The sequence below is a fragment of the Streptomyces sp. NPDC041129 genome (assembly GCF_055592265.1).
This window is the reverse complement of the sequence record NZ_JBVIYV010000001.1, coordinates 1,286,880-1,312,312: the sequence shown is the minus strand read 5'-3', so window position 1 is coordinate 1,312,312 and position 25,433 is coordinate 1,286,880. Positions and strand designations below refer to the sequence as shown.

The 25,433-nt window shown below is 71.5% G+C and carries 27 protein-coding genes; 19 read left to right on the top strand and 8 right to left on the bottom strand.

Annotation, left to right across the window (positions count from 1 at the left end):
* Window positions 1-262 precede the first annotated feature (262 nt).
* The 8 genes from ACZ6B1_RS05715 (at window position 263) to ACZ6B1_RS05680 (ending at window position 8,150) form a co-directional block, all read left to right on the top strand.
* Window positions 263-1,159, top strand: coding sequence for a 5-dehydro-4-deoxyglucarate dehydratase (locus tag ACZ6B1_RS05715; protein WP_468775265.1), 897 nt, complete (start codon window positions 263-265; stop codon window positions 1,157-1,159).
* Entirely contained in the window at window positions 1,156-2,445 is a 1,290-nt protein-coding gene (locus tag ACZ6B1_RS05710) for a glucarate dehydratase family protein (RefSeq protein ID WP_468775263.1), read from the top strand. Before ACZ6B1_RS05715 ends, ACZ6B1_RS05710 begins: the two co-directional genes overlap by 4 nt.
* Before the next feature lie 114 nt (window positions 2,446-2,559).
* Window positions 2,560-3,684, top strand: coding sequence for a carbohydrate kinase family protein (locus ACZ6B1_RS05705; RefSeq protein ID WP_468776040.1), 1,125 nt, complete (start codon window positions 2,560-2,562; stop codon window positions 3,682-3,684).
* A 144-nt stretch (window positions 3,685-3,828) separates the two neighbouring features.
* The gene (locus ACZ6B1_RS05700) at window positions 3,829-4,908 is read left to right on the top strand and encodes a PhoH family protein (protein WP_468775261.1); all 1,080 of its coding nucleotides are present in this window, start codon (window positions 3,829-3,831) and stop codon (window positions 4,906-4,908) included.
* Window positions 4,909-4,920: 12 nt separating this feature from the next.
* The gene (gene ybeY / locus ACZ6B1_RS05695) at window positions 4,921-5,418 is read left to right on the top strand and encodes an rRNA maturation RNase YbeY (protein WP_365123631.1); all 498 of its coding nucleotides are present in this window, start codon (window positions 4,921-4,923) and stop codon (window positions 5,416-5,418) included.
* A 16-nt stretch (window positions 5,419-5,434) separates the two neighbouring features.
* Window positions 5,435-6,733: a hemolysin family protein gene (locus ACZ6B1_RS05690; RefSeq protein WP_468775259.1), complete on the top strand. Its 1,299-nt coding sequence runs from the start codon at window positions 5,435-5,437 to the stop codon at window positions 6,731-6,733.
* On the top strand, window positions 6,730-7,089 hold the full coding sequence (locus tag ACZ6B1_RS05685; protein WP_468775257.1) for an MmcQ/YjbR family DNA-binding protein: 360 nt from the start codon (window positions 6,730-6,732) through the stop codon (window positions 7,087-7,089). The genes ACZ6B1_RS05690 and ACZ6B1_RS05685 overlap by 4 nt, the downstream gene beginning before the upstream one ends.
* A gap of 41 nt (window positions 7,090-7,130) precedes the next feature.
* A complete protein-coding gene (locus tag ACZ6B1_RS05680; protein WP_468775255.1) occupies window positions 7,131-8,150 on the top strand; it encodes a S66 family peptidase in 1,020 nt (339 codons plus the stop codon).
* Here ACZ6B1_RS05680 and ACZ6B1_RS05675 read toward each other — a convergent pair.
* Window positions 8,135-9,568 carry an MFS transporter gene (locus ACZ6B1_RS05675; protein WP_468775253.1) on the bottom strand — a complete coding sequence of 478 codons (1,434 nt, stop codon included), beginning with the start codon at window positions 9,566-9,568 and terminating at the stop codon, window positions 8,135-8,137. The two genes, ACZ6B1_RS05680 and ACZ6B1_RS05675, sit on opposite strands and share 16 nt — an antisense overlap.
* A gap of 148 nt (window positions 9,569-9,716) precedes the next feature.
* Here ACZ6B1_RS05675 and ACZ6B1_RS05670 point away from each other — a divergent pair, with 148 nt between their 5' ends.
* Together ACZ6B1_RS05670 and ACZ6B1_RS05665 are read left to right on the top strand one after the other, a co-directional pair.
* Window positions 9,717-10,538 (top strand): helix-turn-helix transcriptional regulator, encoded by an 822-nt coding sequence (locus tag ACZ6B1_RS05670; RefSeq protein ID WP_468776038.1) that lies wholly within the window; start codon window positions 9,717-9,719, stop codon window positions 10,536-10,538.
* Window positions 10,539-10,566: 28 nt separating this feature from the next.
* Window positions 10,567-10,929 (top strand): cytidine deaminase, encoded by a 363-nt coding sequence (locus ACZ6B1_RS05665; RefSeq protein ID WP_468775251.1) that lies wholly within the window; start codon window positions 10,567-10,569, stop codon window positions 10,927-10,929.
* Window positions 10,930-10,945: 16 nt separating this feature from the next.
* Here ACZ6B1_RS05665 and ACZ6B1_RS05660 read toward each other — a convergent pair whose 3' ends face one another.
* Both ACZ6B1_RS05660 and ACZ6B1_RS05655 read right to left on the bottom strand, forming a co-directional pair.
* Complete coding sequence (locus ACZ6B1_RS05660) at window positions 10,946-11,284, bottom strand: P-II family nitrogen regulator (protein WP_358927314.1); 339 nt, start codon at window positions 11,282-11,284, stop codon at window positions 10,946-10,948.
* Entirely contained in the window at window positions 11,281-12,603 is a 1,323-nt protein-coding gene (locus tag ACZ6B1_RS05655; RefSeq protein ID WP_468775249.1) for an ammonium transporter, read from the bottom strand. Before ACZ6B1_RS05655 ends, ACZ6B1_RS05660 begins: the two co-directional genes overlap by 4 nt.
* A 174-nt stretch (window positions 12,604-12,777) precedes the next feature.
* On the opposite strand from ACZ6B1_RS05655, the gene era reads away from it, so the two are divergent.
* Window positions 12,778-13,731, top strand: coding sequence for a GTPase Era (gene era, locus ACZ6B1_RS05650; protein WP_468775247.1), 954 nt, complete (start codon window positions 12,778-12,780; stop codon window positions 13,729-13,731).
* Window positions 13,732-13,748: 17 nt separating this feature from the next.
* Here the strand turns inward: era and ACZ6B1_RS05645 are convergent, their stop codons facing one another.
* Window positions 13,749-14,597 carry a helix-turn-helix transcriptional regulator gene (locus tag ACZ6B1_RS05645; protein ID WP_468775245.1) on the bottom strand — a complete coding sequence of 283 codons (849 nt, stop codon included), beginning with the start codon at window positions 14,595-14,597 and terminating at the stop codon, window positions 13,749-13,751.
* 124 nt (window positions 14,598-14,721) lie between these two features.
* Here ACZ6B1_RS05645 and ACZ6B1_RS05640 point away from each other — a divergent pair, with 124 nt between their 5' ends.
* Window positions 14,722-15,567 (top strand): NAD-dependent epimerase/dehydratase family protein, encoded by an 846-nt coding sequence (locus tag ACZ6B1_RS05640; RefSeq protein WP_468775243.1) that lies wholly within the window; start codon window positions 14,722-14,724, stop codon window positions 15,565-15,567.
* A 3-nt stretch (window positions 15,568-15,570) separates the two neighbouring features.
* Here ACZ6B1_RS05640 and ACZ6B1_RS05635 read toward each other — a convergent pair whose 3' ends face one another.
* The 4 genes from ACZ6B1_RS05635 to ACZ6B1_RS05620 all read right to left on the bottom strand — a co-directional run bounded on the left by ACZ6B1_RS05635 (window position 15,571) and on the right by ACZ6B1_RS05620 (window position 19,558).
* Window positions 15,571-16,818 carry an MFS transporter gene (locus tag ACZ6B1_RS05635; protein WP_468775241.1) on the bottom strand — a complete coding sequence of 416 codons (1,248 nt, stop codon included), beginning with the start codon at window positions 16,816-16,818 and terminating at the stop codon, window positions 15,571-15,573.
* Complete coding sequence (locus tag ACZ6B1_RS05630; RefSeq protein WP_468775240.1) at window positions 16,815-18,128, bottom strand: GH1 family beta-glucosidase; 1,314 nt, start codon at window positions 18,126-18,128, stop codon at window positions 16,815-16,817. The genes ACZ6B1_RS05635 and ACZ6B1_RS05630 overlap by 4 nt, the downstream gene beginning before the upstream one ends.
* A gap of 71 nt (window positions 18,129-18,199) precedes the next feature.
* Entirely contained in the window at window positions 18,200-18,466 is a 267-nt protein-coding gene (locus ACZ6B1_RS05625) for a protealysin inhibitor emfourin (RefSeq protein WP_468775239.1), read from the bottom strand.
* Between the two features lie 21 nt (window positions 18,467-18,487).
* Window positions 18,488-19,558, bottom strand: coding sequence for a M4 family metallopeptidase (locus ACZ6B1_RS05620; RefSeq protein ID WP_468775237.1), 1,071 nt, complete (start codon window positions 19,556-19,558; stop codon window positions 18,488-18,490).
* 352 nt (window positions 19,559-19,910) lie between these two features.
* Between ACZ6B1_RS05620 and leuA the strand changes: the two genes are divergently transcribed.
* The 7 genes from leuA (at window position 19,911) to ACZ6B1_RS05585 (ending at window position 25,432) form a co-directional block, all read left to right on the top strand.
* On the top strand, window positions 19,911-21,632 hold the full coding sequence (gene leuA / locus ACZ6B1_RS05615; protein ID WP_468775235.1) for a 2-isopropylmalate synthase: 1,722 nt from the start codon (window positions 19,911-19,913) through the stop codon (window positions 21,630-21,632).
* Between the two features lie 184 nt (window positions 21,633-21,816).
* A complete protein-coding gene (locus tag ACZ6B1_RS05610) occupies window positions 21,817-22,512 on the top strand; it encodes a TerB family tellurite resistance protein (RefSeq protein WP_468775233.1) in 696 nt (231 codons plus the stop codon).
* Window positions 22,513-22,567: 55 nt separating this feature from the next.
* The gene (locus tag ACZ6B1_RS05605; protein WP_468775231.1) at window positions 22,568-23,755 is read left to right on the top strand and encodes a sialidase family protein; all 1,188 of its coding nucleotides are present in this window, start codon (window positions 22,568-22,570) and stop codon (window positions 23,753-23,755) included.
* A gap of 108 nt (window positions 23,756-23,863) precedes the next feature.
* The gene (locus tag ACZ6B1_RS05600) at window positions 23,864-24,223 is read left to right on the top strand and encodes a hypothetical protein (RefSeq protein WP_468775230.1); all 360 of its coding nucleotides are present in this window, start codon (window positions 23,864-23,866) and stop codon (window positions 24,221-24,223) included.
* Window positions 24,220-24,456: a hypothetical protein gene (locus ACZ6B1_RS05595; RefSeq protein WP_468775228.1), complete on the top strand. Its 237-nt coding sequence runs from the start codon at window positions 24,220-24,222 to the stop codon at window positions 24,454-24,456. Before ACZ6B1_RS05600 ends, ACZ6B1_RS05595 begins: the two co-directional genes overlap by 4 nt.
* A gap of 39 nt (window positions 24,457-24,495) precedes the next feature.
* Window positions 24,496-25,035 (top strand): Imm50 family immunity protein, encoded by a 540-nt coding sequence (locus tag ACZ6B1_RS05590; protein ID WP_468775227.1) that lies wholly within the window; start codon window positions 24,496-24,498, stop codon window positions 25,033-25,035.
* Entirely contained in the window at window positions 25,022-25,432 is a 411-nt protein-coding gene (locus ACZ6B1_RS05585) for an Imm50 family immunity protein (protein WP_468775225.1), read from the top strand. Before ACZ6B1_RS05590 ends, ACZ6B1_RS05585 begins: the two co-directional genes overlap by 14 nt.
* Window position 25,433 lies beyond the last annotated feature (1 nt).

Here is a 25,433-nt window from a genome sequence, read left to right as displayed (position 1 = left end):
TATCAAGCACGCGGTTCCAGAAGAAGTTCGGGTGGAGTGATCTGGATCACCCTTGTGTTTGTTTCGAATGATCACGGGTAAAAGTGCGCGCCTTTCGAACTCCCGCCCGTCGCGCAGCCGTCCGGCATCGGGGTGCCATTGACGGCCCCATGTTCGTGTATCTAGCCTCAGTTCTCATACATAGACGACATTCACAACGGGAGATGGTCTGGTGGATGGCGACCGAAGTCCGCAGGACGTGGCGCGGCGACTGAGGGAGGGCATGGCGCGCGGTGTGCTGTCCTTCCCGCTCACCGCCTTCCACGAGGACGGCACCCTCGACCCCGACGGCTCCCGCGCGCACGTCGCGGGCAGGCTCGCCGCGGAACCGGGAGCCGTCTTCCCGGCCTGCGGCACCGGGGAGTTCTTCTCCCTTGACGAGGAGGAGTACCGGCAGGTCGTCACCATCGCCGTGGAGGAGGCGGCGGGCCGGGTGCCCGTGGTCGCCGGCACCGGGTACGGCTGGGCGCAGGCCGCCCGGTTCGCGCGGATCGCCGAGGAGGCCGGCGCCGACGCCCTGCTGGTGCTGCCGCACTACCTCGTCGCCGCGCCGCAGGAGGGCCTCGCCGCACAGCTCGAGCGGCTCGCGGACCGCACCCCGCTGCCGGTCGTCGCCTACCAGCGCGGCCAGGTCGCCTATACCGTGGCGTCGTTGCGGCGCATCGCGCGCATCCCGAAAGTCATCGGCCTCAAGGACGGCCACAGTGACCTCGACCGCCTCCAGCGCCTCACCCTCGCCGCCCCCGAGGGCTTCCTGTTCTTCAACGGCGCCGCCACCGCCGAGATCCAGGCCCGCGCCTACGCCACCGTCGGCGTCCCCGCCTACTCCTCCGCGGTGCACGCCTTCGCCCCCGAGATCGCAGGCGCCTTCTTCGCCGCGCTGCGGGACGGCGACCACGCGACGACCGGGAAACTGCTGCGCGACTTCTACGTCCCGCTCGTCGAACTCCGCGACCGCGTCCCCGGATACGCGGTGTCCCTGGTGAAGGCGGCGGCCCGGCTGCGCGGGGAGCGCGTCGGCCCGGTCCGGGCCCCGCTCACCGACCCCTCGCCCGCCGACCTCGCCGAGCTGAGGACCCTGCTCGCCGCCGGCCTCGACCTCGTAGGAGCCTCCCTGTGACCCGTGACCTGACCATCGCCGAGGTACGCCTGACGCCGATCCTGGTCGCCGACCCGCCGCTGCTCAACACCCAGGGCGTGCACCAGCCGTACACCCCCCGGCTGATCGTGGAGGTCGTCACGGCCGACGGCATCACCGGCCTCGGCGAGACCTACGGCGACACCAAGTACCTGGAGCTGGCCCGCCCCCTGGCCGAGCGGCTTCCGGGACGCTCGGTCATGGATGTGAACGGCCTCTTCGCGCTGGACCTCGCCGTGGACGAGAGCCTGGTCCGGGGCGCCGTGGACGCCGGCGGACTGCGGGGCGTGCAGAGCGCCGACAAGCTCCGGCTGTCCGTGCTGTCCGCCTTCGAGGTGGCCTGCCTCGACGCCCAGGGCAGGGCGCTCGGACTGCCCGTGCACGCGCTCCTCGGCGGCAGGCTCCGCGACGCGGTCGAGTACAGCGCCTACCTGTTCTACAAGTGGGCCGGGCACCCCGAGGGCGTGGCCTGCGAGCCGGACGACTGGGGCGCCGCCCTGGACCCGGCCGGCGTCGTCGCCCAGGCACGCCTGCTCAAGGAGCGGTACGGGTTCACCTCCTTCAAGCTCAAGGGCGGCGTCTTCCCGCCCGAGCAGGAGATCGCCGCCGTACGCGCCCTCGCGGAGGCCTTCCCCGGCCACCCGCTGCGCCTCGACCCCAACGGCGCCTGGTCGGTGGAGACCTCGCTGAAGGTCGCGAAGGAACTCGGTGACGTCCTCGAGTACCTGGAGGACCCGACGCTGGGCACTTCCGCGATGGCCGAGGTGTCCGCGGGGACCGAGGTGCCGCTGGCCACCAACATGTGCGTGACCACCTTGGGTGAGATCCGGCAGGCGTTCACCGAGGACGCCGTGCAGGTGGTGCTCTCCGACCACCACTACTGGGGCGGGCTGCGCAACACCCGTCAGCTCGCCGCCATCTGTGCCGCCTTCGGCGTCGGCGTGTCCATGCACTCCAACACCCACCTCGGCATCAGCCTCGCCGCCATGACCCACGTGGCGTCGACCGTGCCGAACCTCCACCACGCGTGCGACTCCCACTACCCCTGGCAGTCCGAGGACGTCCTCACCGAGCGGCTCGCCTTCACCGGCGGCCGGGTCGCGGTGTCCGACGCGCCCGGCCTCGGCGTCGAGCTGGACCGGGACGAACTGGCCCGGCTGCACGGGCGGTGGACGCGGGACGACGGCACGCTGCGGGACCGCGACGACGCGGCGGCGATGCGGCAGGCCGAGCCCGGGTGGCGGACGCCGGTGATGCCCCGCTGGTGACGCCCGACGGTGACGCCGCCGCCACCGCGAGCGGCCGTGCCCCTGGCGGGAAGTGGTGCACACTGGCCAGATCCGCACCAGCTCAGGGAGCGCACCGTGACCCCGTCCCGCCCGATCGCCGGAGAGGAACCCGAACACCTCACGCAGGCAGCGCGCTGCCAGGCCCAGGTCGACCCGCTCGCCGGCCTCCGGGCACCCGGCGACCCTCCCTGGGACGTGTACCTCACGGGCACCGTCTTCCTCGACATCGTCTTCACCGGCCTGGACTCGGCGCCCGTGCGCGGCACCGAGTCCTGGGCCCGGGGGATGGGCTCCAGCCCCGGTGGGGTCGCCAACATGGCCACCGCGCTCGCCCGGCTCGGCCTGCGCACCTCCCTCGCGGCGGCGTTCGGCGACGACCACTACGGCGAGTACTGCTGGGACGCCCTCGCCCAGGGCGAGGGCATCGACCTCGCGCCCTCCCGGACCGTGCCCGGCTGGCACTCGCCGGTCACCGTCTCCATGGCGTACGAGGGGGAGCGGACGATGGTCTCCCACGGCCACGAACCGCCCCCGGAGGAACCGGCGCCGGACTTCCCGCCCCGCGCGCGGGCCGCCGTCGCCTCGCTGGCCCCCGGCAAGCGCGCCCCCTGGATCGCGGAGGCCGCCCGCGCGGGCACCCGGATCTTCGCCGACGTCGGCTGGGACGAGACCGGTGCCTGGGACCTGGGCGGGCTCCCCGACCTCCGGCACTGCGAGGCGTTCCTGCCCAACGCGGCGGAGGCGATGCGCTACACCGGGGCCGACTGCCCGCGCGCGGCCGCGCACGCGCTGACCGAGCACGTCCCGGTCGCCGTCGTCACCCTCGGCGCGGAGGGGGCGTACGCCGTGGACCGGAGCACCGGGGAGACCGCGGAGGTCCCGGCGATCGCGGTGGAGGCGCTGGATCCCACCGGGGCCGGGGACGTCTTCGTGGCCGGGTTCGTCGCGGCGACCCTGGCGGGCCGGCCGCTCGCCGACCGGCTCGCGCTCGCGGGACTCACCGCGGCCCTGTCCGTGCAGGAGTTCGGGGGCTCGCTGTCGGCGCCGGGGTGGTCCGAGATCGGGGCGTGGTGGCGCCGCGTCCAGTCGGTGCCGGGCCAGAACCCCGAGGCGCTGCGCCGGTACGGCTTCCTCGACGGGCTCGTGCCCGAGGAACTGGACCGGCCGTGGCCGCTGCGGCGGGCGGTGCCGACGCTCGGGTTCGGGCGTTCGGCGTGACGGTGCAGGCCCCGGCCGAGGGGCCGACCCGCACGGAAAAGCCCTACGGCGTTGTCGGTGGCCCGTCGTACTCTGGACAGTGCGAGGCCGCCCTCAGCTACGCGGCCGTGACGAGGAGGAACCGCAGGCCTTAAGCGCCGGCCCATGACTCAGACACCCCAAGCTCACATCCCCGCGCGGGAGCAGGCGCGAGCACAGCTCACCGTCCCCGCCCAGCACCCCATGGTGACCGTGCTGGGTTCCGGCGACTCCCTCCTGCGCGTGATCGAGAAGGCCTTCCCGGCAGCCGACATACATGTCCGGGGCAATGAGATCAGCGCGGTCGGCGAACCCGCGGACGTCGCCCTGATCTCGCGCGTGTTCGACGAGATGATGCTGGTGCTCCGCACCGGGCAGCCGATGACGGAGGACGCAGTGGAACGCTCGATCGCCATGCTCAAGGCGAGCGAGAACGGGACGAGCGACGGCCCGGAGACCCCGGCCGAGGTGCTGACGCAGAACATCCTGTCCTCGCGCGGCCGGACGATCCGGCCCAAGACACTCAACCAGAAGCGCTACGTCGACGCGATCGACAAGCACACGATCGTCTTCGGCATCGGCCCCGCCGGTACCGGCAAGACCTACCTGGCCATGGCCAAGGCGGTCCAGGCCCTGCAGTCCAAGCAGGTCAACCGGATCATCCTCACCCGCCCGGCGGTGGAGGCGGGCGAGCGGCTCGGCTTCCTGCCCGGCACGCTCTACGAGAAGATCGACCCCTACCTGCGCCCGCTGTACGACGCGCTGCACGACATGCTCGACCCTGACTCGATCCCGCGCCTGATGGCCGCCGGGACCATAGAGGTCGCGCCGCTGGCGTACATGCGCGGCCGTACGCTCAACGACGCCTTCATCATCCTGGACGAGGCCCAGAACACCTCGCCCGAGCAGATGAAGATGTTCCTCACCCGGCTCGGCTTCGACTCGAAGATCGTGATCACCGGTGACGTCACCCAGGTCGACCTGCCGAACGGGACCAGGAGCGGTCTGCGGCAGGTGCAGGAGATCCTGGAGGGCGTCGAGGACGTCCACTTCTCCCGGCTGTCGTCGCAGGATGTCGTACGGCACAAGCTGGTGGGCCGTATCGTCGACGCGTACGAGATGTACGACAGCAAGCACGGCACCGAGAACGGCACCCACCCGGGCGGCCGTGGCAGAACCGGCGCCAAGGGTTCCAAGGGGAAGTAGACCAGCACGCCCATGTCGATCGACGTCAACAACGAGTCCGGTACCGAGGTCGACGAGCAGGCGATCCTCGACATCGCCCGCTACGCGCTCGCGCGGATGCGCATCCACCCGCTCTCCGAGCTCTCGGTGATCGTCGTGGACGCCGACGCCATGGAGCAGTTGCACATCCAGTGGATGGACCTGCCCGGGCCCACCGATGTCATGTCGTTCCCGATGGACGAGCTGCGGCCGCCGTCGAAGGACGACGACGAGCCGCCGCAGGGTCTGCTCGGCGACATCGTGCTGTGCCCGGAGGTCGCCAAGAAGCAGGGCGACGAGGCGCCGACGCAGCACTCCATGGACGAGGAGCTCCAACTGCTCACCGTCCACGGCGTGCTGCACCTGCTCGGGTACGACCACGAGGAACCCGACGAGAAGGCCGAGATGTTCGGGCTCCAGGCCGCCATCGTCGACGGATGGCGGTCCGAGCGGGGACTGACCGGGCCGTCCCCGGCGCCGACCGTCTCGTAGGCGGGTCGGTCCACGCATGAGTCCGCAGATCGTGATCGGCGCGATCGCGCTGGTCGTCGTCGCCTGGCTGGCCGCCTGCGCCGAGGCGGGCATCGCGCGCGTCTCCAGCTTCCGGGCCGAGGAGGCCGTGAAGTCCGGCCGGCGCGGCAGCGCCCGGCTGGCCCAGGTCGCCGCCGACCCCACCCGCTATCTGAACGTGGCCCTGCTGGTCCGCGTCGCCTGCGAGATGGCGGCCGCGGCCCTGGTGACGTACGCCTGCCTGCAGGAGTTCGCCGCCACCTGGCAGGCCCTGCTGGTCGCCATCGGCGTCATGGTGCTGGTGTCGTACGTCGCCGTGGGCGTCTCGCCGCGCACCATCGGCCGCCAGCACCCGCTCAGCACGGCGACGGCGGCCGCGTACGTGCTGCTGCCGCTGGCCCGGATCATGGGCCCGATCCCGTCGCTGCTGATCCTCATCGGCAACGCGCTCACCCCCGGCAAGGGCTTCCGCCGCGGCCCCTTCGCCTCCGAGGCCGAGTTGCGCGCGATGGTGGACCTCGCCGAGAAGGAGTCGCTGATCGAGGACGAGGAGCGCCGCATGGTGCACTCGGTCTTCGAGCTCGGCGACACCCTGGTGCGCGAGGTGATGGTGCCGCGCACCGACCTGGTGGTCATCGAGCGCTACAAGACCATCCGGCAGGCGCTCACCCTCGCCCTGCGCTCCGGCTTCTCGCGCATCCCGGTCACCGGCGAGAGCGAGGACGACATCGTCGGCATCGTGTATCTGAAGGACCTGGTCCGCAAGACGCACATCAGCCGCGACGCCGAGAACGACCTGGTGTCCACCGCCATGCGCCCGGCCGTCTTCGTCCCCGACACCAAGAACGCCGGCGACCTGCTGCGCGAGATGCAGAAGGAGCGCAACCACGTCGCCGTGGTCATCGACGAGTACGGCGGCACCGCCGGGATCGTCACCATCGAGGACATCCTCGAGGAAATCGTCGGAGAGATCACCGACGAGTACGACCGGGAGCTCCCGCCCGTGGAGGACCTCGGCGACGACCGCCACCGGGTCACCGCGCGCCTGGACATCACCGACCTCGGCGAGCTGTACGGCCTGGAGGAGTACGACGACGAGGACGTGGAGACCGTCGGCGGGCTGCTCGCCAAGGCGCTCGGCCGCGTCCCCATCGCCGGCGCGTCCGCAGAGGTCGAACTCCCCGACGAGCGCAGGCTGCGGCTGACCGCCGAGGCGGCGGCCGGACGCCGGAACAAGATCGTGACGGTGCTGGTGGAGCCGGCGGGCAAGCCCGCCGGGGAGGAGACGCCCGAGTGACCCCCGAGGAGCTGCGCGCCTTCTGCCTGTCCTTCAACGCGGTCGCGGAGGACTTCCCGTTCAACCCGGAGACCTCCGTGTTCAAGGTCCTCGGCAAGATGTTCGCCCTGACGAACCTGGGCGCGCGGCCCCTGACGGTGAACGTCAAGTGCGACCCGGAGGACGCGGTCCGGCTGCGCGGCGAGCACGAGGGGCTGATCGTCCCCGGCTGGCACATGAACAAGCGCCACTGGAACACCGTGACCGTCGACGGCGCTCTGCCGGACCGCCAGGTCCGGGAGCTGATCGAGGACTCCTACGACCTGGTCGTCGCGGGCCTGCCGAGAGCGGAGCGGCTGCGGCTGGACCGGCCGTAAATGCCTTGGTCCGGTCCGTCGACGGCATGTCAGAATCGCGCATGACTGTTCGATATCCGCGCCCCCTGCGCCCCGGTGACCGTATCGGCGTGACCTCTCCGTCCAGCGGAGTGGCGAAGGAGCACCGGGGGCGGCTCGACGTCGCGGTCCGGGACCTCGAGGCGCGCGGCTACGAGGTCGTCGTCGGCCGGTGCATGGACGGCTCGACCCATGTCAGCGCCCCGGCCGCCGAACGCGCCGCCGAACTGACCGGGATGCTGACCGACCCCACCATCCGGGCCGTGGTGCCGCCGTGGGGCGGGGAGACCGCCATCGACCTGCTGCCGCTGCTCGACTTCGACGCGATCGGGCGGGCCGAGCCGACCTGGGTCGTCGGCTGGTCGGACATCTCGACGATCATCACCCCGCTGACCCTGCTCACCGGTGTCGCCACCGTGCACGGCAACAACCTGATGGACACGCCCTACCGGACGCCCGGGGGCCTGCTGTCCTGGCTGGACGTCGTGACCGCCCCGCAGGGCCGGCAGCTTGCCCAGACCCCGCCCGGCCGCCACCGCGCCACCGGCTGGGACGACTACGCGCTCCACCCGGAGATCCGCGACCTCACCCTGGACACGGCCGGCAGCTGGACCCGGCTCGACGGCACCGGTGACGTGGACGTCGAGGGCCGGCTGATCGGCGGCTGCATCGAGACCCTGGTCAACCTCGCGGGCACGCGCCTGCTGGACACGCGGTCCTTCGCGGCCGGCGACGACCTGCTCGTCTACGTCGAGGCGTGCGAGGACAACGCCTACACCATCTGCCGCAACCTGCACGGCATGCGGCTCGCCGGGTTCTTCGACCGCGCCGCAGCCGTCCTCGTGGGCCGCACCAAGGCCCCCGACGGCCGCACCCTCACCCAGGCCGAGGCGGTCCTCGACGCCCTGGGCCCGCTCGGGGTGCCGATCGTCGCCGACATCGAGTGCGGGCACGTGCCGCCCTACCTGGCGCTGGTGAACGGCGCGCGCGGCCGTGTGGTGCACACGGCCGCGCGGAGCGAGATCGTTCAGACCCTGGACTGACCCCGGCGCAGGCCCAGTCCGACGAGGACCGCGGCGGTCAGCACGATCGCCGCGTCCAGCGCCAGCACCGTGTGGACGCCGGACAGCAGGTCGCCCGAGGTGGTGGCCAGTACGCCCAGCAGGGGGATGCCGACGGTGATGCCCACCTGCTGGGTGGAGGTCACCAGGCCGGTGGCCAGGCCCTGCTCCTCGTCCGGGACGCCGGAGGTGACCGTGAGGCCGTACGAGATGATCGCGCCCAGGTGGCACATGCTCGCCAGGGACACCGCGGCCGCGGCCAGCCACACCGACCAGGTGCCGGCGTTCAGCGGCAGCAGGGCGGCGATCAGCGCGCCCTGTCCGGTCAGCGAGCCGACCAGCGTACGGCGGGCGCCGAAGCGGCCGATGACCCGGGGAGCCAGCGTGCCGGCGACGGCCGACAGCACGCCCTGGAAGCCGAAGACCAGACCCGTCTCGAAGGCCGACAGACGCAGGGTCTCCTGGAAGTACAGGGTCAGGACGAAGATCACCGTCGACATCATCGAGAAGGTGACCAGGCCGCCCAGGTTGCCCCACGCCACCGTGCGGCGGCGCAGCATGGGCAGGGACACCAGGGGAGAGACCGAGCGGGACTCCAAGGCCGTGAACAGGGCCAGCAGGAGCAGCCCGGCGACCAGCCCGGCGATGACGTCGGCGCGGCCGAAGCCGTGGTCGGCGGCCGTGGACAGGGCGTAGATCAGCGACAGCAGGCCGGCGGTGACGGTGACCGCGCCGGGCACGTCGAGGCGCGGGCGGTCGGGGGTGCGGGACTCCGGCAGCAGAGCCGGCGCCAGCGGCAGCACGATCAGCGCGAACACGGTGAGCAGGGCCATGGTGGAGCGCCAGCCGAGGGCGTCGGTCAGGACGCCGCCCGCCACCATGCCGATCGTGAAGCCCAGCGACAGCAGCGTGCCGGAGATACCGAGGGCGCGGTCGCGGGCCGGGCCCTCCGGGAAGGTGGTGGTGAGCAGGGACATGCCCGTCGGCACGATGGCCGCCGCGCCGAGGCCCTGCAGCGCGCGCCCGGTGAGGAAGGACACCGGGTCCCAGGCCAGGGTCGCCAGCAGGGAGGCCGCGCCGAACAGGGCGAGGCCGGTCAGGAACAGCTTCCGGCGGCCGTACAGGTCGCCGACGCGGCCGAACAGCAGCAGGAAGCCGCCGGAGGGGAGCGCGAACGCGGTGACCGCCCACTGCAGGGCGGAGCGGCTCATGCCGAGGTCGGTGCCCAGCTCGGGAAGTGCCACGTTCAGGACGGAGAAGTCCAGCGCGACCATGAACTGGGCCGCGCACAGGACGAAGAGGACCAGCTTGTCCCGTGTCGACAGCCGGGGGGTGCCGAGCGGTTCGCCCGCGGGGGCGGGAGCCTGGGTGGTGGTCTGGGTGGTGGTGTCGAACGCCATGGAAAGAGCTTCGGGCGAGCGGAATACGCGTGGGGAGTCGGAACTTATGGTGGTGGTGGCACCACCAGACACGACGGGGGAGGAGCGGTACGTGGCCGCTGCGGAGGCGACGCGCAGTCAACGGCGGGACGAGCTGCGGGAGTTCCTGATGAGCCGGCGGGCCCGGGTCAGCCCGGAGGAGGCCGGACTTCCCGGCGGCGGGGGCCGTCGGCGGACGCCCGGACTGCGCCGGGAGGAGGTCGCCGTGCTGGCCGGGGTGGGCGCGTCCTGGTACCAGTGGCTCGAGCAGGGGCGGGACATCTCCGTCTCGCCGCAGGTCCTCGACGCCGTCGCCCGGGTGCTCCGGCTCAGCGACGCCGAACGCCGGCACCTGTACCTGCTGGCCGGGATGAACCCGCCGGCACCTCAAGTGGCGCCGGGGAAACGGGACATGTGTGAGGGGCTGCGGCGGCTGATCGACACCTGGATGCCCTACCCGGCGCACATCATGGACACGTACTACAACTGCGTCATGTACAACGATGCGGCGGCGCTGGTCCTCGGCATGCGGCCGGACATCACCCAGAACTGCCTCGTCGACTTCTTCGTCGATCCGCTGTACCGGTCGCGCAGCAACAGCTGGGAGCGGAACGCGCGGACGGTCGTGGCCCAGTTCCGGGCCGCGTGCGCGGCCCGGCCGGACGACGAGGGTTTCCAGACGGTGCTCGCCGAGGCGTCGGCGCGCAGCCCGGAGTTCGTGGCGCTGTGGGCCGAGCGGGACATCGAGGACCAGGGACAGGTGCGCAAGGAGCTGACCCACCCGCTGGTCGGGCCGCTGGTCGTGGAGTCGACGGTGATGAAGGTGCCGGCCCGGCCCGATCTGATGATCGTGCTGCACACTCCGCTGGACGAGGAGAACACCGCGGCGAAGCTGGAGTGGCTGGCGTCTCCCGAGGGGCGGCGGGACGCCATGCACCCCGTCGCGGGGTGAGCCCGGGGTGGCTTCGTATGCTCTGGGCATGACCGACAGCAACGCGCTTGACCCCGAGGACCGGAAGATCGTCACGCTGGCCCGCTCCGTGCGCGCCCGCAACGGTGTGCCCGAGGGGGCGGCCGTACGGGACGAGACCGGACGCACCTACGCCGCCGGGTCGGTGGAGCTCCCCTCGCTGCGGCTGAGCGCCCTGCGGACCGCCGTCGCCATGGCGGTGGCCTCCGGCGCGCGGTCGCTGGAGGCGGCGGCCGTGGTGAGCGAGGCCGAGGAGGTCGCGCCGGAGGACCGGGCCGCCGTGGCGGACCTCGGCGGGGCCGGGACGCCGGTGCTGCTCGCCGGACCCGACGGAGAAGTGCGGCGGACGGCCCCGGCGGGCACCGCCGAGTAGCCGGCGGCGCTGCCCGTCAGAGGGCGTCGGGGCCGCGCTCGCCGGTCCGCACCCGTACGACGGTCTCCACGGGCAGCGCCCAGACCTTGCCGTCCCCGATCTTCCCGGTCTGCGCGGCCCCGACGATCGCGTCGATCACGTCGTCGGCGACCGCGTCCTCCACCACGACCTCGATGCGCACCTTCGGCACCAGGTCGACCCGGTACTCGGCGCCCCGGTAGACCTCGGTGTGGCCGCGCTGCCGGCCGTACCCGCTCGCCTCGCTGACGGTCAGGCCGTGCACGCCCAGTTCCTGCAGGGCGGTCTTGACCTCGTCCAGCCGGTACGGCTTGACGATCGCGGTGATGAGCTTCATGCCTGGCTCTCGACCTTCCGGGTGGGGGCCTGCTGGGCGGCGACGAGGGAGTGGGTGACCGGGGCGCCATGGCCCAGGACCCCGTGATCGTAAGCCGTCTCGGCGTGCACCGTAAGGTCCAGGCCGGTGTGCTCCTGCTCCTCGCCGGCCCGGAAGCCCAGCACCCGGTCGATCAGCTTGCCGAGCCCGTACGTCACCCCGAAGGCGTACGCCCCGACGGCCGCCACGGCCAGCAGCTGCCTGCCCAGCGGGACCAGGCCGCCGCCGTAGAACAGTCCCTCGGCGCCGCCGGTCATCGCCTTCTCGGCGAACAGTCCGATCAGCAGGGTGCCGATGATGCCGCCGACCAGGTGGACGCCGACCACGTCCAGCGAGTCGTCGTAGTTCAGCCGGAACTTCCAGCTCACCGCGTAGGAGCAGACGACACCGGCGGCCAGACCCACCACCAGCGCGCCCAGCAGGGAGACCGTGCCGCAGGACGGGGTGATCGCGACCAGACCGGCCACCGCGCCGGAGGCCGCGCCCAGCGTGGTCGGGTGGCCGTCGCGCCGCTGCTCGACGAAGAGCCAGCCGAGCAGGCCGGTGCAGCCCGCCGCGAGCGTGTTGAGGAACGCCGCCGCGGCGAGGCCGTTCGCGCCGAGCGCGGAGCCCGCGTTGAAGCCGAACCAGCCGAACCAGAGCAGACCGGCGCCGAGGATCACCATGGGCAGGTTGTGCGGACGCATGGCGTCCTTCTTGAACCCGAGCCGTGGCCCGAGCACCAGGCACAGGGCGAGCCCGGAGGCACCGGAGGTGATCTCCACGGGCATGCCGCCGGCGAAGTCGAGCGCCCCGAGCCGGTCCACGATCCAGCCGCCGGGACCCCACACCCAGTGGGTCACGGGAACGTATACGGCGAGCGTCCAGACCGGGACGAACACCAGCCAGGCGGAGAACTTCGTGCGGTCCGCGACCGCGCCGCTGACCAGGGCCGCCGTGATGATCGCGAAAGTGAGCTGGAAGGTGGCGAAGAGCAGGGTGGGAACGGTGCCGTGCACGCTGCCCGGGCCGATCCCGCTCATCCCGGAGTGCCCCAGGCCGCCGATCAGCCCGCCGAAGACGTCGTCCCCGAAGGCGAGCGAGTAGCCCGCCGCCAGCCACACCACCGTCACCAGGGCGATCGACACGAAGCTCATCATCAGCATGTTCAGGACGCTCTTCGTGCGCACCATGCCGCCGTAGAAGAGGGCCAGACCCGGGGTCATCAGCAGGACGAGGGCGGTGGCGGCTAGGAGCCAGGCGGTGTCGCCGGTGTCGACGTGGGCTGCGGCGAGGGTCACGGGCGTCTCCAACGGTGTGGGGGCTCGTCAGAGGGTCACCGGTCGGCATTTCCGGTTGCGTACAGGTGTGTTTCGGTGACGTTTCGTTGCGTGGGGGTTTCGTCGAGCTCACATCAAGAGACGGTGGCGGCCGTTGGTACGGCGCGGTCCCGTGGATCAGGGACAATGAACGCCATGAGCGTTCGTACCCAGTCATCCGAGCCGTCGGGCGAGACCGCCCACCGCGCCGGCTTCGCCTGCTTCGTGGGCCGCCCCAACGCGGGCAAGTCCACCCTCACGAACGCTCTGGTCGGGCAGAAGGTGGCGATCACCGCCAACCAGCCGCAGACCACGCGGCACACGGTGCGCGGGATCGTGCACCGCCCCGACGCCCAGCTGATCCTGGTGGACACCCCGGGACTGCACAAGCCGCGCACCCTGCTCGGCGAGCGGCTCAACGACGTCGTGCGGACGACGTGGGCCGAGGTCGACGTGATCGGCTTCTGCCTGCCGGCGAACGAGAAGATCGGCCCCGGCGACCGCTTCATCGCCAAGGAGCTGGCCGGGATCCGCAAGACCCCCAAGGTCGCCATCGTCACCAAGACCGACCTCGTCGACTCCAAGACCCTGGCCGAGCAGCTCATCGCGATCGACCAGCTCGGCAAGGACCTGGGCATCGAGTGGGCCGAGATCGTCCCCGTGTCGGCCGTCGGCGCCAAGCAGGTGGACCTCCTGGCCGACCTGCTGATCCCGCTGATGCCCGAGGGCCCGGCCCTCTACCCCGAGGGCGACCTCACGGACGAGCCCGAGCAGGTGATGATCGCTGAGCTCATCCGCGAGGCGGCCCTGGAGGGCGTCCGCGACGAGCTGCCGCACTCCATCGCGGTCGTCGTGGAGGAGATGCTCCCGCGCGAGGACCGACCGGCGGACCGGCCGCTGCTGGACATCCACGCCAACCTCTACATCGAGCGCCCGAGCCAGAAGGGCATCGTCATCGGGCCCAAGGGCAAGCGGCTGAAGGACGTCGGCATCAAGTCCCGCAAGCAGATCGAGGCACTGCTGGGTACGCCGGTCTTCCTCGACCTGCACGTCAAGGTGGCGAAGGACTGGCAGCGGGACCCCAAGCAGCTGCGCCGGCTGGGCTTCTGAGGGCACCCCGCACGGGCTCACGGGCTCGCCGGGCTCATGTCCTGCAGCCCCACCACCCTCAGCAGCCGCAGCCTCTCGTACGACTCCGTACCCGGGCGGGCCGTGTGGATGACGAGTTGCTGATGGCCCTCGTGGCTCAGCAGGACCTCGCAGTCCAGTTCCAGCAGCCCCACCACCGGGTGCACGAAGCGCTTCGAGGACGGGCGGCGCAGGGACACCTCGTGTGCCTCCCACAGCCTGGCGAACTCCTCGCTGGCCGCCCGCAGTTCGGCCGCCAGCGCGGCCGGTTCCGGGTCGTCGGGACGGGCCGCGGCCACCGCGCGGAGGCCGGCCACGTGGTCGAAGGCGTGCGCCGGACGGTCCTCCGCCGGGAAGAGGTCGCGGGCCGCCGGGTCCAGGAAGAAGCGCCGGGTCAGGTTCCGCTCGCGGGGCGGACGGGCGAGCGCGTCCCCGACCAGTGCCTTGGCCAGGGCGTTCTGCGCCAGCACCGTGCCGCAGTCCGTCACCACCTGGGCGGGTGAGTCGTACAGCCGGTCCAGGACCAGCAGGAGACCCTGGCGGACATGCGCGGAGGCCGCGCCCCGTCGCGGGGGCTCCTCGCCCACCAGGTGGAAGAGGTGGTCCCGTTCGTCGTCGGTCAGACGCAGGGCGCGCGCCAGGGCCGTCAGCATCTGGCGGGACGGGCGGGGGCCGCGGCGCTGTTCCAGCCGGGTGTAGTAGTCGACGGACATCCCGGCCAGCTGGGCCACCTCCTCCCGGCGCAGTCCCGGGGTACGGCGGCGGGCGCCCGCCGCGAGGCCCACGTCGGACGGTTCCAGGCGGGCCCGGCCGCGGCGCAGGAAGTCGGCGAGTTCGGGTCGGTTCACCCTCCCAAGGCTGCGGCAGTCCGGCGGCGTTATCCAGGGACCGCCGGTCCCCCGATCGGGAGGTCTCTCCCGGCGCCGCCGAACGCGCCCGAGGCTGGGAGCACCGAACGAGAGGAACCCAGCCATGCTGACCCTGATCACCGGTGCCACCGGACAGGTGGGACGCGGATTCGTCCCCCGCCTGCTGGCCCAGTCCCGGCCGGACGAGCGGATCCGTGTGCTCGTGCGAAACGAGACCCGCGCCGCCGGTCTCGCCGACCGCGGCGCCGAAGTCGTCGTCGGCGACCTCCGCGACACCGACGTGCTCGGCAAGGCCCTCGCCGGGGCCGACGCCGTGGTCAACGTAGCCGCCTCGTTCCGAGGCGTGCCGGACGAGGAGGTGTGGGCGGTCAACCGGGACGCGGCGGTGGAGCTCGGCCGGGCGGCGATCGCCTCCGGCGTACGGCGCTTCGTGCAGGCCGGCACGATCCTGTCGTACGGCACCGGCCGCGGCCGGCCGCTCCTCGAGGACGATCCGACGGTGCCCGGCGGCCTGCTGTGGATGACGTACCCGGAGTCCAAGCTGGAGGCCGAGCGCGGACTGCTGGCGCTGGACGGGCTGGACGTGCGGGTGGGCCGGCTCGCCTTCGTCTACGGCGAGGGCGACCCGCACCTGCCCGGCATCACCCGCTGGACCACGAGCCAGCCGGCCACCAAACGGCACCATCTCGTGCACGTGGCCGACGTCGCCCAGGGACTGACCCGCCTGCTCCACGCCCCCGGTGCGGGCGGCCGCATCTACAACATCGCCGACGACGCCCCGGTCACGGTCCTGGAGATCCACCAGCTCCTCGGAGCCGAGCCGCCCGCGGACGGCCCCGACCCCGACCCCTGGTACGGGCTCGTCTCCACCGACCGCATCCGCCGCGAGCTGGGCTACCGGCCCCGCTTCCCGACCCTGTGGAGCGCCCGGGACGCCGGCGCCCTGTGACGCTCACTCCACGCCCCTGATCCGCCCCACCAGCACCGCCCCCGCCAGACCGATCACGGCCGCCACCAGGTACAGCACCCGGTAGCCGCCCAGGTACGTCACGATCGGCGCGGCGAGGGCGGGCGCCGCGACCTGCGGCAGCGCGTTGGCCACGTTGATCACGCCAAGGTCCTTGCCGCGGTCCAGCGCCTTCGGCAGGACGTCCGTCATCAGCGCGAAGTCGACCGAGGTGAACACCCCGAAGCCGATCCCCAGGACCGCCGCCGCGACGATCGCACCGGGCCAGGTCTGCCAGCCGGCGAGGGCCGCCGTCGCCACCGCCATCAGCACGCCCGACCAGATCACGAACGGCTTGCGGCGCCCCGTGCGGTCCGACCACACGCCGCCCACGACGACCGTGGCGAGCAGGGTCAGACCGTTCACGGCCGTCAGGATCAGTACGCCCTCGCCGGGATCGCCGTAGTGCAGGCGGTCCCGCAGGTAGTACAGCAGGTACAGCAGGACGAGCGCGTTGCTGAGGTTGATCAGGAAACGGGTCAGCCAGGCCCAGCCGAGATCGGGGTGGCGGCGCGGGCTCAGCCAGAAGCCCGTCAGGAAGGCCCGCCAGGACCAGGGCGGCCGATCCGCCCCGGCCAGCCGCAGATCCTCGTACCGCAGCACGTACGGCAGTACGCCCACCACCGTGAACACCGCGCACGCCACGTACCCGGCCGCGGTGCCGCCCGCCGCCGTGGCCAGACCCGTGCCCCCGACCACGCCCAGGATCTGGGCCGCGCCCAGCCAGCCGCCCACCGCACCCCGCTCGCCGCGCGGCACCCGGTCCGGAACGGCCGCCGTCACCGCCGCGAAGGCCGCGTTCAGGGTGAGCTGCGCCAGGCACCAGCCCGCGGCCATCGTCCACACCCCGTCCGCGCCCGCGAGCAGCAGCAGGGAGAGCGCGCCGCCCGCCGCACCGGCCACGATCCACGGGGTACGGCGGCCCCGGCGGGCCGTGGTGCGGTCCGACAGGGCGCCGAAGAGCGGGTTCGCGAGCAGCGAGACGACCGCGCCCGCACCGGTCACCCAGGCCAGGATCGTCTCCTTCGGCATCCCGGAGCCGGGCGCGAGGTCCTTCGCCTGGGAGGCCAGCAGGATCTGCAGCGGGCCGAACCAGCCCACCCAGATCGCCCCGTTGGCCAGCGCCAGCGCCGCCGTCCAGCCCGGGCGGACCGGCTCGGCGGGCTCGGCCAGGGCGGCCGGGGCCGCGGTCATCTCCGTGCCCGCAGCACGTCCCGGAACCAGTGGTAGGAGGCCTTCGGGGTGCGCTCCAGCGTCTCGTAGTCCACGTGCACCAGACCGAAGCGGCGCGCGTACCCCTCCGCCCACTCGAAGTTGTCCATCAGCGACCAGACGAAGTAGCCGCGCACGTCGACGCCCGCCTCGATTGCCGTGTGCAGGGCGCGGATGTGGGCGTCCAGGTAGGCGATCCGGTCCTGGTCGTCGACACCCTCGTAGGAGCAGCCGTTCTCGGTGATGACGACCGGGGGGAGCCGGTCGCCGTACCGGTCGCGGAAGCCGGTCAGCAGCTCCGTCAGCCCCTCGGGGACCACCGGCCAGCCGAAGTCCGTCACCGGGCGGTCCTCGATCCGCCGTACCGAGAAGGGGAGTTCGGCGGGCATGTCGATACCGCCGAACTCGGTCGCGGTGCCCTGCGGGGCGCCCACCCTGGCAGGGGCGTAGTAGTTGACGCCGTACCAGTCGACGGGCGCGGAGATGACCGACAGGTCGGACTCCACGTCTCCCGGCATCAGCTCGCCGACGCCCTCCGGGTACGCGCCCAGCAGGACCGGTTCCGCGAACAGCCGGTTGAGCAGCAGGTCGTAGAAGCCGGCCGCCTCCTGGTCGGCCGGGTCCCCGGAGGCCGGCCAGGTCGGGCCGTGGGAGTTGGCGATGCCGATGTCCACCGCCCCGGCGGCGCGCAGGGCACCCACCGCGAGGCCGTGGGCGAGGAGTTGGTGGTGGGCGACGGGGAGCGCGTCGAACAGCAGCTTCCGGCCGGGGGCGTGCACGCCCAGGGCGTGGCCCAGCAGGGTGTGCTCGGCCGGTTCGTTGAGCGTGATCCATTTGGTGACCCGGTCGCCGAGCCGTCCGGCGACCAGGGACACGTACTCCGCGAACCGGGCGGCCGTGTCCCGCTCCAGCCAGTCCAGGCCGGCGGGCAGGTCCCAGTGGAAGAGGGTGGGCACGGGCCGCACGCCCGCCGCGCACAACTCGTCCACCAGCCGGTCGTAGAAGTCGAGGCCCCCGGGGGATTTCACCCGGGGCCACGACACGGAGAAGCGGTAGGCGTCCACGCCCAGGCCGGCCAGCAGCGCCACGTCCTCCCGGTAGCGGTGGTAGTGGTCGCAGGCCACCGCCGCCGTCGAGCCGTCCTTCACCCGCCCCGGCCCGGCCGTGAACACGTCCCACACGGAGGGCTCCCGCTCGTCGGCCGCCCCCTCGATCTGATGGGCCGAGGTCGATACGCCCCACAGGAAGCCGGCCGGGAAACGGGGAATCGCCTTGCCTGCGTCAGTCGCCATGGCCTGGATCATCCGTACCGTCGGTAACGGAAGTCAACGCCCCGGCGCGAACTGGCGCGGAGTGGCCCCGTTCAGGCCCCCTCCTTCAGCACTCTCGCGATCAACTCCCTCTGTTCTTCGGTCAGTCGGGGGTCGGCCGCGTAGACCGTGCGGCCGTCGACCGTGATCTCGTAGGCGAAGCCGTCCGGTACCCCCGCCGGTGGCGTGGGCCTGCCGGAGGCCAGGACCCGTTCGGCCAGGGACCGTAGCTCCCGGTCGTCGGGCCGGGCCGAGGTGTCCACCTCGGCCCGGCGCTCGATGCCCGCGAAACCGCCCGTGCGCCGTACCTGAATACGCATGGGTGCCTGTCTAGTACGGAACTACAGCGTCCGCACCCCGACCTGCTCCCAGGCCTTCTGCACGGCCTCGAGCTCGTCGCCGGCGCCGTACCGCTCGCGGGCCGCCTTGACGGTCAGCGTCGCGAAGTCCGTGAACAGGGCCTGCTGCTTCAGCTCGCCGCCGGTCAGCACGTCGTACCAGAGCTGCCCGGCCTTCTCCCAGGAGTGGCCGCCCATGGCGGTGGCGACCAGGTAGAACGCGTGGTTGGGGATGCCGGAGTTGATGTGCACGCCGCCGTTGTCGCGGCCGGTGCGGACGTAGTGCTCCATGGTCGCCGGCTGCGGGTCCTTGCCGAGGTTGGGATCGTCGTACGCCGTGCCCGGTGCCTTCATCGAGCGCAGGGCGGTGCCGTGCACGCCCGGGGCGAGCAGGCCCGCGCCGATCAGCCAGTCGGCCTCGGCGGCCGTCTGGCCGAGGCTGTACTGCTTGATCAGCGAGCCGAAGACGTCGGACAGCGACTCGTTGAGCGCGCCGGGCTGGCCGAAGTAGGTGAGGTTGGCGGTGTGCTGGGTGACGCCGTGGGTCAGCTCGTGGCCGATGACGTCGACCGGGATGGTGAAGTCCAGGAAGATCTCGTTGTCCCCGTCCCCGAACACCATCTGCTCGCCGTTCCAGAAGGCGTTGTCGTAGTCGGTGCCGAAGTGCACGCTGGCGTCCAGCGGCAGACCCTCGCCGTCGATGGAGTCGCGGCCGTAGGCCTTCTGGTACAGGTCGAAGGTGGCGCCGAGCCCCGCGTAGGCGCGGTTGACCGAGGCGTCCCTGCCCGGCTCGGAGCCCTCCTCGCGGACCTTGGTGCCGGGCAGGTCCTGCCGGTGCCGGGCGTCGTAGACGGTGCGGTGCGGCCGGCCGGCGGCGGCGCCGGCGGGCGGGGCGACGGCGGGCGCGCCGAGCACCGTGGTCAGGCGGCGCCTGGTGCGCTGGAAGGCGTCGTGCTCCAGGGACCGGCGGGCGGGGCCGGAGACCGCGGAGTCCTCGGCCTGCGCGAGCCGGTCGAGGACGTGCGGCGGGACGATCGTGCAAAAGACGGGCTCGAAGCCCCCGTTGGTGGTCATACCCGGCACCATCGCACTGTGTGACACCACTGTCACTACTCGCAACCATGATTGGTGAAATACCCGGACATCCCTCGTCGCGCTGCGTCACGGGATGGTAAGAGATGGGAGTCGCCGAGTGGGATTGCGCACTCTATGTCCGATTGGTCCCAGCGGTCCCGCATACTGGGACAGGCCCGCGCACCCGGTGCGGCTCGGCTAGGCTGCGGAGCATCATGCGTTTCGGGCTGCTTCTCCTTAGCTGCCGCGGCGAGGGCCTGTAGACAAGGCCGACCCCCTCCCCGCGGAGCTCTGGCGTTGCGTCGTCGGCCGTCCACTCGGACATCCGGACACCCTGAGGAGCCCACGCATCATGGCCAACCGCCAGCAGCCCAGTTCCATGCCGATCCACAAGTACGGCCGCTACGAGCAGGTCGGCATCCCGGACCGCACCTGGCCGGAGAAGCGGATCACCGTCGCCCCCCGCTGGCTCTCCACCGATCTGCGCGACGGCAACCAGGCCCTGATCGACCCGATGTCGCCCGAGCGCAAGCGCCGGATGTTCGACCAGCTGGTGGCGATGGGCTACAAGGAGATCGAGGTCGGCTTCCCCGCCTCCGGCCAGACCGACTTCGACTTCGTACGCTCGATCGTCGAGGAAGAGGGCGCGATCCCCGAGGACGTGACGATCTCCGTCCTGACCCAGGCCCGCGAGGACCTGATCGAGCGGACCGTGGAGTCCCTGAAGGGCGCCAGGCGGGCCACCGTCCACCTGTACAACGCGACCGCTCCGGTGTTCCGCCGGGTCGTCTTCCGCGGCTCCAAGGACGACATCAAGCAGATCGCCGTCGACGGCACCCGCCTGGTGATGGAGTACGCCGAGAAACTGCTGGGCCCGGAGACGGAGTTCGGCTACCAGTACTCCCCGGAGATCTTCACCGACACCGAGCTGGACTTCGCGCTGGAGGTCTGCGAGGCGGTGATGGACGTCTACCAGCCGGGGCCGGGCCGCGAGATCATCCTCAACCTGCCCGCCACGGTGGAGCGTTCGACCCCGGCCACGCACGCCGACCGGTTCGAGTGGATGCACCGCAACCTGTCCCGGCGCGAGTACGTCTGCCTGTCCGTCCACCCGCACAACGACCGCGGCACCGCCGTCGCCGCCGCCGAGCTGGCGCTGATGGCCGGCGCCGACCGCGTCGAGGGCTGCCTGTTCGGCCAGGGCGAGCGCACCGGCAACGTCGACCTGGTGACCCTGGGCATGAACCTGTTCTCGCAGGGCGTCGACCCCCAGATCGACTTCTCCGACATCGACGAGATCCGTCGTACGTGGGAGTACTGCAACCAGATGGAGGTCCACCCGCGCCACCCGTACGTGGGCGACCTGGTCTACACGTCCTTCTCCGGCTCCCACCAGGACGCCATCAAGAAGGGCTTCGACGCCATGGAGGCCGACGCGAAGGCCAAGGGTGTCACCGTCGACGACATCGAGTGGGCGGTGCCGTACCTGCCCATCGACCCCAAGGACGTCGGCCGCTCCTACGAGGCGGTCATCCGGGTCAACTCGCAGTCCGGCAAGGGCGGTGTGTCCTACGTCCTGAAGAACGACCACAAGCTGGACCTGCCGCGCCGCATGCAGATCGAGTTCTCCAGGCTCATCCAGGCCAAGACGGACGCCGACGGCGGCGAGATCACGCCGAAGGACATCTGGGCGACCTTCCAGGACGAGTACCTGCCCAACCCGGAGAACCCGTGGGGCCGCATCCAGGTCCGCACGGGCCAGTCGACCACGGACACGGACGGCGTGGACACGCTGACCGTGGAGGCGACCGTCGACGGCGAGGACACCGTCCTGACCGGCTCCGGCAACGGCCCGATCTCCGCCTTCTTCGACGCCCTGCAGTCCATCGGCATCGACGTACGCCTGCTGGACTACCAGGAGCACACGATGAGCGAGGGCGCCTCCGCGCAGGCCGCCTCCTACATCGAGTGCGCGATCGACGACAAGGTTCTGTGGGGCATCGGCATCGACGCGAACACGACGCGTGCGTCGCTGAAGGCCGTCGTCTCCGCGGTGAACCGCGCGGCCCGCTGACCCCGCTGACCGGGCTTTTCGGGGCCCCGGCCGCTGTACACGGCGGCCGGGGCCCCGTCGTATATCGGCCATCGCGCCGGGCAGGTCACGGAAAGGTCTCGTACGGGGTACTGACTCAGCCTCCGGGATGTGGCTAACATCACGCAAGCGCTGCGATGTTGCCGCGCGGTTACGGAGGTGCGACGTGCTGCCAGTACGGGGACGAGACGGCCGTGCCGCCAGGGCTGCCCGCATCCTGGGCACCCGCACCGCGTGGACACCCGTCGGGGACGGCGAGTTCTACTGCCCGGGCTGCGGGGGCGACCGCAACTACCAGCGGCTCGCCGGCCGCCGCCGCCTCACGCTCCTCGGCGTGCCCCTGCTGCCGCGCGGCGCCACCGGACCGGTCGTGGAGTGCGCCGCCTGCGGACACCACTACGGCACCGAGGTGCTCGACCACCCCACCACCCGCCGCTTCTCCGCGATGCTCCGCGACGCGGTGCACACCGTCGCCCTCGCCGTCCTCGCCGCCGGCGGCACCTCCTCCCGCACGGCCCTGGAGACGGCCGCCGGCACCGTCCGCGCCGCCGGTTTCCAGGAGTGCACCGAGGACCGGCTGGCCGCCATGGTCGAGGCGCTCGCCGCCGACACCGGCCGGGTCCTCGGCGGGCCGTGCGGCGCGAGCCTCGCCATAGAGCTGCACGAGGCCCTGGACCCGCTCGCCCCGCATCTCGCCCCGGCCGGCCGCGAGTCCCTGTTCCTCGACGCCGCCCGCGTCGCCCTGGCCGACGGCCCCTACACACCCGCCGAACGCGACGTCCTCACCACCGTCGGTGCCGCCCTCACCATCTGCGCCGACGACGTCAGCAGGCTGCTGGCGGCGGCCCGGACGCCGTCCTGACACTCCTGGGGCAAGCCCGTGAGCGACGACCGGTGAGTGCGGGGAGCATGGAGCCGTGACCCCGCTGAGCCGAGCCCTCCTCGTCGCCGCCGCGTTCCTCGCCCCGCTCACCGCCGTCCACCCCGCCCGGTCCGCGCCCGGGTGCGTCTCCTCGGTGCCGTACACGGCCGGGCAGGGCGGCTACGACACCTACCGCATCCCCGCGGCCGTCGTCACCGGGCGCGGAACCGTGCTGGCCTTCGCCGAGGGCCGGCACGACGGCGCCGGTGACAGCGGCGACATCGACGTCGTGCTGCGCCGCTCCACCGACGGCGGCTGCACCTGGGGACCGCTGACGGTGGTGGCCGCCGGACGGGGCGACACCCGGGGCAACCCGGCACCCGTGGTCGACCCGCGCACCGGCACCGTCGTGCTCGTCACCTCGTACAACAGCGGGGCGGTGACCGAGGCGCAGATCATGCGCGGCGAGGTCACCCCCGCACAGAGCCGCCGGGTGTTCGTGCAGCGCAGCCGGGACGACGGCCGCCGCTTCACGCCGCCACGGGACATCACCGCCGCGGTGAAGCCGCCGCACTGGCGCTGGTACGCGACCGGCCCCGGCCACGCCCTGGCCATGACCCGCGGCCCCCACGCCGGCCGCCTCCTCGTCCCCGCCGACCACTCCGCCGCGCCGCCGCCCGGCTCCCCCGACACCGGCCAGGAGCCCCGGTACTACGGCGCCCACGCCCTCTACAGCGACGACGGCGGCCGCACCTGGCGGCTGGGCTTCGTGGACGACTCGTACGACGGCGTGACCAACGCCAACGAGACCAGCGCCGCCCAGCTCCCGGACGGACGGCTGTACTTCTCCTCGCGCGACCAGAACGGCAGCACCCCCGGCAACCGGCTCGACGCCTGGTCGAGCGACGCGGGCGAGACCCTGGACGGCCCCTACGCCGCCCAGAGCACCCTGAACGACGTCCCGGTGGTCCAGGGCAGCGTCCTGCAACTGCGGGGCTTCCAGGCCCCGTTGCTGTTCTCCGCGCCCTCCGTGCCCACGGCCCGCCGGGCGATGGCCCTGTGGCACAGCACCGACGGCGGACGGACCTTCGGCAAGGCGCTCACCCTGTCCGACCGGCCCGCCGCCTACTCCGACCTCGTCAGGGTCGACCGGGACACGGTCGGGCTGCTCTACGAGACCGGGACGAAGGGGCCGTACGAGACGATCGAGTTCCGGCGGCTGCCGACGGGCATGGCGCGCTGACCGGCCATGCGGCTCAGGGCTCACCGGCGCCGGTTCCGTGCTCGGCTCGGAGAGTTCCGGCGTCGCCGGGCGCTCGTCCCGTACGGGCAGAGCGGTGCGGCTCTGACGGTGGAGGCGCAGGGGGCGCGTCGGCTGCTGGCGTTCACCGATGAGGGGGCGCTGGCGCGGTATGCGCTGGCGCGCGGGGAGCGTGATCGTGCGTGGCGGTATCGGGTGGTGTGGGGTGCCGCGGTGCTGGATGCGGGTGTGCCGGCGGTGGCGGGGGCGGGGTTGCCGTGCGAGGTGCTGGCGGACGCGGGTGATGGCGAGCGGGGGCTGGTGTTGCCGCCGGTCGTCGGGATCGTGCCGGATGCGGTGGCCGTGAACGGGCCGGACGGTGAGAGCGGTGCACGCGTGCTTGGTCTGCCGGGCACGGATGCGGGCTCGGATGCCGGGGCCGAAGGATTGACGGGGGAGGAGCGGGTATGACGACGCCGAGTGGGGGCGGACAGCCGAATCTGCAGGTGCAGGGGCTGAAGTTGATCGCGGAGGGCATCAACGCTTCGCTGACCGAGCTGGATTCGCTCGGCACGATGAAGGGCTGGGCGGGGGCGGGGCGTGGTTTCGCCGGCCTGGAGCGGCAAAGGTTGGCCGGACGCTCGATGAAGCAAAGGCAAAGGCGTTGCGTGAGGCGGGAATTCCCGAAGGTGCCGAGCCCGTAGAGGTGAACCATCACGTGCGACCGTTCGAGGACACTCGGAATGGTCAGGTTCCCGGATGTGAGGAGCACTATTACTATGACCGTTGACGAATTCCTACTAAATTCCAATGCGCTTCGAGAGGTCTATGGTGAAGTGCCAAGGATAGGGGAGGGTGTCAGGGTTCGCTCGCTCAATATCAACTGGCGTGGCCCTGCCGTGATCATTCGCATAGATCTGCCGGATTTTCCCAAATCACCCCCGGAGGAGTGGCGGGCTGCAGGGTTGGACACGGTGCAATGCCACCTGCAATTTTTGGCGGTCGAGAACCTTTCGCTTCGAGAATGGCATCCGCCTGCGGTCTGTCGCGTGACGGCAACCCACAGAGAGGCAGAGAGGTGTCTTCACGTAGGGATTCATGGCGACGGGTTGGAGACTGAATTCCACTGCGGTGACTCGGTACTCGTAGGTCATGTAAGTGCTTTCAGGGCTGGTGTGGACGGGAATGACGGCGGTCCGCATTCATTTGTGAGTCGAATTGACGCCCGTCGGTACACTTTCTTGCCGGAAACCTGGGAGAAGGCCTACTATGGACGCATCTGAGTGGCAGCGAATCCTAGGGGGCCCGTCGTTTCTGGGTGGCCTTTACGGAGGCAACCCGCCCGGCCTTGGTGAGTGTGAACTTTTTTACGTTCACGTTGATGAGCGGGGTAATTCGGTGACCGTCGGGTTCGATACTCGGAGGCTGCCTTCGCGTCCCAGTTCGGAATGGAGTGAAACGACCTACAACAGATTCGAGTTCCATCTGTTGTTTTCCGACGTGTCGGACTTTCAGGTCAACGGGTGGGGTATGCAGGAGGCTCGGAATGTCGATTTTCTGACTGCATCCGAGGGGGTGATCGAAGTTTCCATGGGTGGTGTAGGGGCGGGAATTCATTTCATGGCTTCATCGATGCGGTTGGTGCGTACCCGCGTATACCTGGCTTCTGACGTCCCATAGA